A 955-nucleotide genomic window follows, 5' to 3' on the forward strand; every position below is an offset into this window, starting at 1 on the left:
AACAGCCTGTCAGGAGCCAGCGACACGTCGGTGGACGCCGACTCGGAAGTCTCCGCATTCCGCGACCGCGACACTCACTCGCCATCACGAAAAGGGCGTTACACATGAAACCCAAGCTTCTTCTCGCTTCGGTCGCGTTGGCCGCGGCAGCGTCAATCCAGGCCCCGGCCAGCGCCGACGAGGCACTGACTGGCGATACCCGTCTCGCGTGCGAAGCCATCCTGTGCCTATCGACCGGCACTCGCCCCGGCGAGTGCTCGCCGTCGCTGCACCGATATTTCAGCATTTCGCACCGGAAACTGAGCGACACCATCCGCGCGCGGGGCAACTTCCTGAAGCTGTGTCCGGTGGCCAACCAAACCCCTGAAATGAGTCTGCTGGTCAACGCGATGGCGAACGGCGCCGGCCGCTGCGACGCGGCGGCGCTGAACGTGACGCTTCTTTCATGGAACTGGGACAGCGAGACGGTGCTCATCGGCAACCAGATGCCTGGCTATTGCGCGGTCTATACCGGCCACGCCTACACCGACTTTTCCGGCACGCAGCCGCGCTACGTAGGGACGCCAGAAAGGGGCGGGTACTGGGTCGAAGCCAATGACTATGACCGAGCACAGGCCGAGTACAACGCCCGAATCGCGGCAGAGGAGGCGCAGCGGCGCCTTCTGTAATCACAGCAAGAACCAGCAAAAGGGAAGAGTAATGCCTTTTGTCGATCTGCCGCCACAGCTTCAAGAGCGCGTCGTGTGCTCGATTTCAGCGGCCGTAAAGTACGAGGTACCCGCGAACATCATCCTGGCCGTGGCCGAGAAAGAAGCGGGGAAACCTGGTCAATGGGTGCGCAACAGTAACGGCACGCATGACGTAGGGGCGATGCAGTTCAACACGTCCTACCTCCGCGATTTGTCCCGCTACGGAATCACGGCCGACGATGTCGCCGCGGCCGGCTGCTACGCGT

At 62.4% G+C, this 955-nt stretch carries 2 protein-coding genes; both read left to right on the plus strand.

Annotated elements, in window-relative coordinates:
- The first annotated feature begins 104 nt into the window (after window positions 1–104).
- The gene (locus E4Q08_RS23475) at window positions 105–668 is read left to right on the plus strand and encodes a TrbM/KikA/MpfK family conjugal transfer protein (protein ID WP_169072189.1); all 564 of its coding nucleotides are present in this window, start codon (window positions 105–107) and stop codon (window positions 666–668) included.
- Between the two features lie 31 nt (window positions 669–699).
- A partial coding sequence (locus E4Q08_RS23480) for a lysozyme family protein (RefSeq protein WP_505438052.1) occupies window positions 700–955 on the plus strand: 256 nt, incomplete at its 3' end.

Origin of the sequence: Candidatus Accumulibacter contiguus, from assembly GCF_012940005.1 — a bacterium.
Lineage (GTDB): Bacteria > Pseudomonadota > Gammaproteobacteria > Burkholderiales > Rhodocyclaceae > Accumulibacter > Accumulibacter contiguus.

Excerpts from the sequence above, each read along its gene's own strand:
- E4Q08_RS23475 (WP_169072189.1), top strand. The coding sequence starts at position 105 with ATGAAACCCAAGCTTCTTCTCGCTTCGGTCGCGTTGGCCGCGGCAGCG.